The organism is Aquimarina sp. RZ0 (assembly GCF_008370685.1).
Taxonomy (GTDB): Bacteria; Bacteroidota; Bacteroidia; order Flavobacteriales; family Flavobacteriaceae; genus Aquimarina.
Map to the genome: position 1 here is coordinate 1 of NZ_VTZU01000130.1, position 7,640 is coordinate 7,640.

General features: G+C 32.9%; 3 protein-coding genes. All 3 read left to right on the forward strand.

The features are described from left to right. The coding region (locus tag F0000_RS26040) for a phosphopantetheine-binding protein (RefSeq protein WP_149627633.1) at nt 1-194 on the forward strand (194 nt) is incomplete at its 5' end. A gap of 9 nt (nt 195-203) precedes the next feature. Then, on the forward strand, nt 204-6,728 hold the full coding sequence (locus tag F0000_RS26045; RefSeq protein ID WP_149627634.1) for a non-ribosomal peptide synthetase: 6,525 nt from the start codon (nt 204-206) through the stop codon (nt 6,726-6,728). Next, nucleotides 6,718-7,640 (forward strand): condensation domain-containing protein (locus F0000_RS26050; RefSeq protein WP_255452906.1); only part of this gene is annotated, 923 nt, incomplete at its 3' end. The genes F0000_RS26045 and F0000_RS26050, both read left to right, overlap by 11 nt.

A 7,640-nucleotide genomic window follows, 5' to 3' on the forward strand; every position in this document is an offset into this window, starting at 1 on the left:
ATTTGGGCGGTCATAGTTTATTGGCTACCCGATTGGTCTCTATGATCCGTAAGGAGCTGTCGATCGAAGTTTCTATACGAGATGTTTTTGAGCATACTACTATAGAAGCTTTAGGGAGGCATATTGAGTTTATGAAATTAGATTTAGATCAAAACAATACAACAGAAGATTATAATATAACTATTGAATTATAAATTTTAGTCATGAACAAAGAAATTTTAAATATTCTAAAAGATGCAAATAAGAAAGACATAAAACTTATTGTAGATAAAGGATCATTGAGTGTAAAGTCAAATAACTCTATTGACCCTAGTTTACTTCAAAAAATAAAGGATAATAAAGACGATATTATTCGGTATATAGAGAAACATCAAGGAGGTACTAAAATAGCAACTTTAGAAAAGATTATTCCATATAACAGAGATAATGCTGAGAGAATTCCCTTATCCTTTAGCCAGGAACGTTTATGGTTTTTGGATCAATTACAAGGTAGTTTAGAATATCACATGCCAGTTGTTTTACAATTGAAAGGGGATTTGAATGTTTCTTTTTTAGAAGCATCATTACGCACAATTATTAGTCGTCATGAAGTGTTACGTACAGTTATTTATTCTGAAAAAGGAGTAGGATATCAGGACGTAATTTCACCTAGTGATTGGGTTTTAGAAAATGTAAAGGTAAACTCTGGGGAGTCTATAGAAGAGATGATCTCTGCATTTTCAAGGACTCCTTTTGATTTGTCTAAAGATTATATGCTAAGAGCATGTCTTTATGATCTAGGAAATCAGGAATATATAATAACCTGTATTTTTCATCATATAGCCAGTGATGGTTGGTCAGAAGGGCTCTTGGTCAATGAGTTTATCGAGTTATATAGTGCTTTTATTGAAGATAGAGCTGTTGATCTTCCAGAGTTATCATTACAGTATTCAGACTATTCCGTTTGGCAACGGGAATATGTAGAAGGTGATGTTTTAGAGCAACAGTTGTCCTATTGGGAGGGTCAATTAAAAGGTGTTTCTCCACTTTCTTTACCAACGGATAATAAACGTCCCTCGATTCAGAGTTATGAAGGAACTAGTATTCTTTTTACTTTAGATACGACATTAAGTACTTCAATCCATGAGTTATGCCAGAAAGAGGGGGTTACTTTATTTATGGTGTTATTATCAACATTTAAGGTATTACTGTCCAGATATAGTGGTCAGGAAGATATCTGTATCGGTACTCCTATCGCTAATCGTACACAGTCAGAATTAGAGGGGATCATTGGTTTATTTGTTAATACACTAGCTATCAGAAGTGATGTAAATAGTGAACTTAGTTTTAAAGAACTATTAACTCAGATAAAACAGACTACTCTAGAAGGGTATGATCATCAATTAGCTTCTTTTGAAAAAGTAGTTAATCGTATCGTATCTAATCGTGATTTAAGTATGCCTCCCTTGTTTCAGGTTATGTTTGTTTTACAAAACACCCCAGAAGAAGCCGAAATAGAATTGGAGAATTTAAAAGTAACTCCGTATGAGTATGAAGGAAATACGGCTCTGTTTGACTTGACTTTAAATGTAGATCAAAAAGAATCTGGGATTGTATTAAAAATGGAATATTGCACTGCTCTATTTAATAAGGCTACCGTCCAAAAAATGTTAATTCATTTTCAAGAATTATTAAAAAGTATTGTTAGTGATCATCATCAAAAGATTAGTCATCTATCAATGTTGACCGATGAAGAAGAAGATGAATTATTACATGTTTTTAATACGTCATATGTTGAATACCCAAGAGATAAGACGATAATTGATGTATTTGAAGAACAAGTCAAGAGATTTCCTGATACTATAGCGGTAGTTTTTAATGATAAAAAACTCACATATAAAGAGTTGGATAAACGTTCTAACCAATTGGCTCATTATTTAATAAAACAAGGAATTAAAGATGAAGATTTAATAGGAATTTGCATTGAACGTTCTTTGGAAATGATTATCGGTATTTTAGGAATACTAAAGGCAGGAGGAGTGTATGTTCCAATGGATCCTGATTACCCATCGGATCGAATTCATTATATGATTAATGATGCAGATATTGATTTGGTAATAAGTACTGTAGAGAGTAAAAGTGTTTTGTTAGAAGAACAAGGTTTAGAAATTCTTTTATTAGATAAAGATTGGGATCATATTACTAAAGAACCTTCTGATAGACTGGAAAAAGTGGTAACAGCGGATCACCTAGCTTATGTTATCTATACTTCAGGAAGCACTGGTAAACCTAAGGGAGTATTGATTAAACATAGCAATGTAGTTCGTTTATTCAAACACGAATCTGGTTTGTTTGATTTTAGTTCAAATGATGTTTGGACATTGTTTCATTCTTTTTGTTTTGATTTTTCCGTTTGGGAAATGTACGGAGCATTATTTTACGGTGGACGTTTGGTGATTGTACCTAAGGCTAAGACAAAAGATACTATTGCTTTTAAAGAATTATTAATCAAAGAAGGGGTAACGGTTTTAAATCAAACTCCAAGTGCTTTTTATGTACTACAGGAAGCGCTTCTTAACGATTATTTTCCGATTTCTCTTAGGTATGTGATCTTTGGAGGAGAAGCTCTAAATCCCAGTTATTTAGGTCGTTGGAAAACACAATACTCAGAATGTAAACTAATTAATATGTATGGTATTACAGAGACTACTGTACATGTTACCTACAAGGAAATTACAAAGGAAGATGTACTTAATAGTATAAGTACTATTGGCGCTGCAATACCTACTCTAAACTGTTATATAGTAGATGAACATCTCAATCTGGTACCAATAGGTGTTATTGGAGAACTTTGTATAGGAGGAGCTGGAGTAGCAAAGGGATACTTAAATAGAACAGAATTAACATCCCAGAAATTTATTAAGAATCCATTTAGTAGAAATGAAAATGATAGACTTTATAAGTCGGGTGATTTGGGAAGGTGGCTACCAGATGGGACTATTGAGTATATTGGGAGAAAGGATACTCAGGTCAAAATAAGGGGATATAGGATTGAGTTAGGTGAAATAGAAAGTGTGCTATCATCACTAGAATTTGTTCATCAATGTTGTGTTTTAGCAAAAGAAGATAGCATAGGAAATAAGCGTTTGGTAGTCTATGTTGTGATAGATGGAGATTTAGACAAGAAAAATACTCAAAAACAATTAGGAAAAAAGTTACCTGAGTATATGATTCCTCAAATATGGGTAACGATGAATGAGATGCCTATAACGAGTAATGGAAAGATCGATAAGAAGAATTTACCAGAACCTGACAATTCTCAATTATCAACACAAGAATATATTGCTCCGAGAAATGAAAAGGAGGAGCAATTGGTAAGTATTTGGCAGGAATTGTTAGGAGGAGAAAAAATAGGAATTCATGATGATTTCTTTGAATTAGGAGGAGATTCAATTATTTCCATTCGATTAATTTCTAAAATTAATGAAACTTTTAATAGACAAATTCAATTACAAAACCTTTTTAAGTATAGTACAATTCAGCTTTTTTCTGATTCAGTATTAGGAAACAATACAATTAAAAATGCACGAGAGATTCTTTATGAAACTGTAGAATCTCAGATAGCTATATTAGCATCATCAATACTGCAATCTATAGAAAATTCGGATTTAGTAGAAGATGTATATCCAATGAGTGATATTCAACAAGGAATGATTATAGAGTCTTTATCTACTCCTGATTTAGGAATATTCCATGATCAAATGGTTTTTCCTCTTAAAGATGCTACTTTCGATATTACGATATTTAGAAATGCTATTAATCTATTAATTGAGAAACACTCTATATTTAGAACATATTTTAATCTATCAGATTATGAAGAACCTGTTCAGATTGTGTATAAGAATACTGCTATTGATAATAAGGTAATTTATTCGGATTTAAGTTTATCAAATAGAAAAGAACAAGAAAAAAGGATTGAAGAATATCTAGTTTCTGAACGGAAAAAACCTTTTGAGTTTAAAGAGAAACCGTTGTATAGATTTCACCTTTTTAACGTAGATTCAGATCAGCTGATATTTGTTTTTCAGTTTCATCATTCAATTTTGGATGGTTGGAGTGTAGCTTCTTTTATTACAGAACTTTATAAGGTGTATTTTGAGCTTAAGAATGATGCTGAATATCGCCCTTTGGCCCTTACATCTACACTACGTGATTTTATTATCTCTGAATGGGTTGATAAGCAAGATGAAGAAGCTTCTTCTTTTTGGAAAAAAGAATTATTTGAGTATAAATATTTAGATGTTTTTTCAAAAGAAACAGAAACTACAGAGTATTATAGCAAAAGATATGACATCTCTTTTTTAGACAAATTAAGGGAGAAATGTAGGAATCATAAAATGTCGCTAAAGACAGTTTTATATGGAGCATATTTATATGCATTACAGATGTTAACATATGAGTCAGAGTTGACAGTAGGTTTAGTAAGTAACACACGTCCTTTAGTTAATGATGGAGATAAAATTTTGGGATGTTTTGTTAATACCTTACCAGTTCGATATATTTTTGAAGAAGAAGAAGAAGAAAGTTGGTTGTCTTATTTTGAGAGTGTTAATAGAAAAATAGAAGAAATTAGTCTTTATGGTCGTATGACACTTTTTGAGATTAAGAAACTGGCAGGAATACATAAAGATGAAGATGTTTTTGATGCTTTGTTTAATTATATAGATTTTCACGTCTATGATGAGATTTTTCAAGAAGACTATTCTAAAGATCGATTATTCAGTGGAGATGATATTAAGGATACACTGGATGTATCTTCTTTTGAGCGTACCAGTACAAGCCTAAATTTAACCATTGACTTGACAGGAGGGACAGAATTAGAATTTGAATATGTACTTCATAAAGAGTTTAAATCAGGAATTTCACTAGAGCATTTTCATAATTTTGTTCATAATGTTTTACATCATTTTTGTAATGATATTAATGCTCCAATCACTAATGATATTATTATATCTAATCCAGAACGACAAAAATTATTACATATTTTTAATACTTCTTATGTTGAATACCCAAGAGATAAGACGATAATTGATGTATTTGAAGAACAAGTCAAGAGATTTCCTGATACTATAGCGGTAGTTTTTAATGATAAAAAACTCACATATAAAGAGTTGGATAAACGTTCTAACCAATTGGCTCATTATTTAATAAAACAAGGAATTAAAGATGAAGATTTAATAGGAATTTGCATTGAACGTTCTTTGGAAATGATTATCGGTATTTTAGGAATACTAAAGGCAGGAGGAGTGTATGTTCCAATGGATCCTGATTACCCATCGGATCGAATTCATTATATGATTAATGATGCAGATATTGATTTGGTAATAAGTACTGTAGAGAGTAAAAGTGTTTTGTTAGAAGAACAAGGTTTAGAAATTCTTTTATTAGATAAAGATTGGGATCATATTACTAAAGAACCTTCTGATAGACTGGAAAAAGTGGTAACAGCGGATCACCTAGCTTATGTTATCTATACTTCAGGAAGCACTGGTAAACCTAAGGGAGTATTGATTAAACATAGCAATGTAGTTCGTTTATTCAAACACGAATCTGGTTTGTTTGATTTTAGTTCAAATGATGTTTGGACATTGTTTCATTCTTTTTGTTTTGATTTTTCCGTTTGGGAAATGTACGGAGCATTATTTTACGGTGGACGTTTGGTGATTGTACCTAAGGCTAAGACAAAAGATACTATTGCTTTTAAAGAATTATTAATCAAAGAAGGGGTAACGGTTTTAAATCAAACTCCAAGTGCTTTTTATGTACTACAGGAAGCGCTTCTTAACGATTATTTTCCGATTTCTCTTAGGTATGTGATCTTTGGAGGAGAAGCTCTAAATCCCAGTTATTTAGGTCGTTGGAAAACACAATACTCAGAATGTAAACTAATTAATATGTATGGTATTACAGAGACTACTGTACATGTTACCTACAAGGAAATTACAAAGGAAGATGTACTTAATAGTATAAGTACTATTGGCGCTGCAATACCTACTCTAAACTGTTATATAGTAGATGAACATCTCAATCTGGTACCAATAGGTGTTATTGGAGAACTTTGTATAGGAGGAGCTGGAGTAGCAAAGGGATACTTAAATAGAACAGAATTAACATCCCAGAAATTTATTAAGAATCCATTTAGTAGAAATGAAAATGATAGACTTTATAAGTCGGGTGATTTGGGAAGGTGGCTACCAGATGGGACTATTGAGTATATTGGGAGAAAGGATACTCAGGTCAAAATAAGGGGATATAGGATTGAGTTAGGTGAAATAGAAAGTGTATTATCCTCGTTAGCATTTGTTCATCAATGTTGTGTTTTAGCAAAAGAAGATAATATAGGAAACAAGCGTTTGGTGGGGTATGTAGTTACTAGGGGTGATTTTGATAAGGTTGCTATACAAGAGTATTTAGGTGCAAGCTTACCAGATTATATGATTCCTAATTTATGGGTTGATTTGGATGATATGCCATTAACGACAAATGGTAAGATTGATAAGAAGCGTTTATCTGCACTTGATGTATCATTTATAGCAGAGGATTATGTAGAGGCAAGTAGTGCAGTAGAATTATCTTTAGCGGGCATTTGGCAAGAATTATTAGGAGTAGATCGTATAGGTATTTATGCTAATTTCTTTGATTTGGGCGGTCATAGTTTTGGCTACCCGATTGGTCTCTATGATCCGTAAGGAGCTGTCGATCGAAGTTTCTATACGAGATGTTTTTGAGCATACTACTATAGAAGCTTTAGGGAGGCATATTGATTTACAATCCCAAGGTGTTTTAGTACCGGCTATCGTTGTTCAGGAAAAACCAGATCGTATTCCTTTATCTTTTAGTCAGGAACGTTTATGGTTTTTGGATCAGTTAGAGGGTAGTGTTGCGTATCATATGCCTACAGTTTTACGATTATCGGGGAGTTTGGATGTTAGTGTTTTAGAACAGACATTTCATAGTATAGTTGATCGTCATGAGGTTTTACGTACGATGCTTCGTTCAGCAGATGGAGTAGGGTATCAAGAAATTATAGCATCCGATTCCTGGAGTTTGGATCATGTAAGGATAGCAGAAGGTAATTCCATCGAAGCTGTATTAAGTGATTACTTAGAAGTTCCTTTTGATTTGTCTAGTGATTATAAGTTAAGAGCTTGTATTTATGATTTAGGAGGGGATGAGTATGTTTTGGTGTGTGTTTTCCATCATATTGCTAGTGATGGTTGGTCCGAGGATCTTTTGGTTAGCGAGTTTACAGCGTTGTATAGTGCTTTAATACTAGGTAATACCCCAGATTTACCTTTATTACCGTTACAATATTCGGATTATGCCATTTGGCAGCGTCAGTATGTAGAGGGTGAAGTTTTAGAAGATCAGTTATCGTATTGGGAGGATAGGTTATCAGGAGTTTCTACACTGTCATTACCTACGGATTATAGGCGTCCATCAGTTCAGAGTCACGAGGGATCAAGTGTTAGCTTAGAGTTAGATGCAGCCTTGAGTGCTTCGATTCATAAGGTATGTCAAAAAGAAGGTGTTACCTTGTTTATGTTTTTATTGTCAGCATTTAAGGTGTTATTATCCAGATATAGTGGTCAGGAAGATAT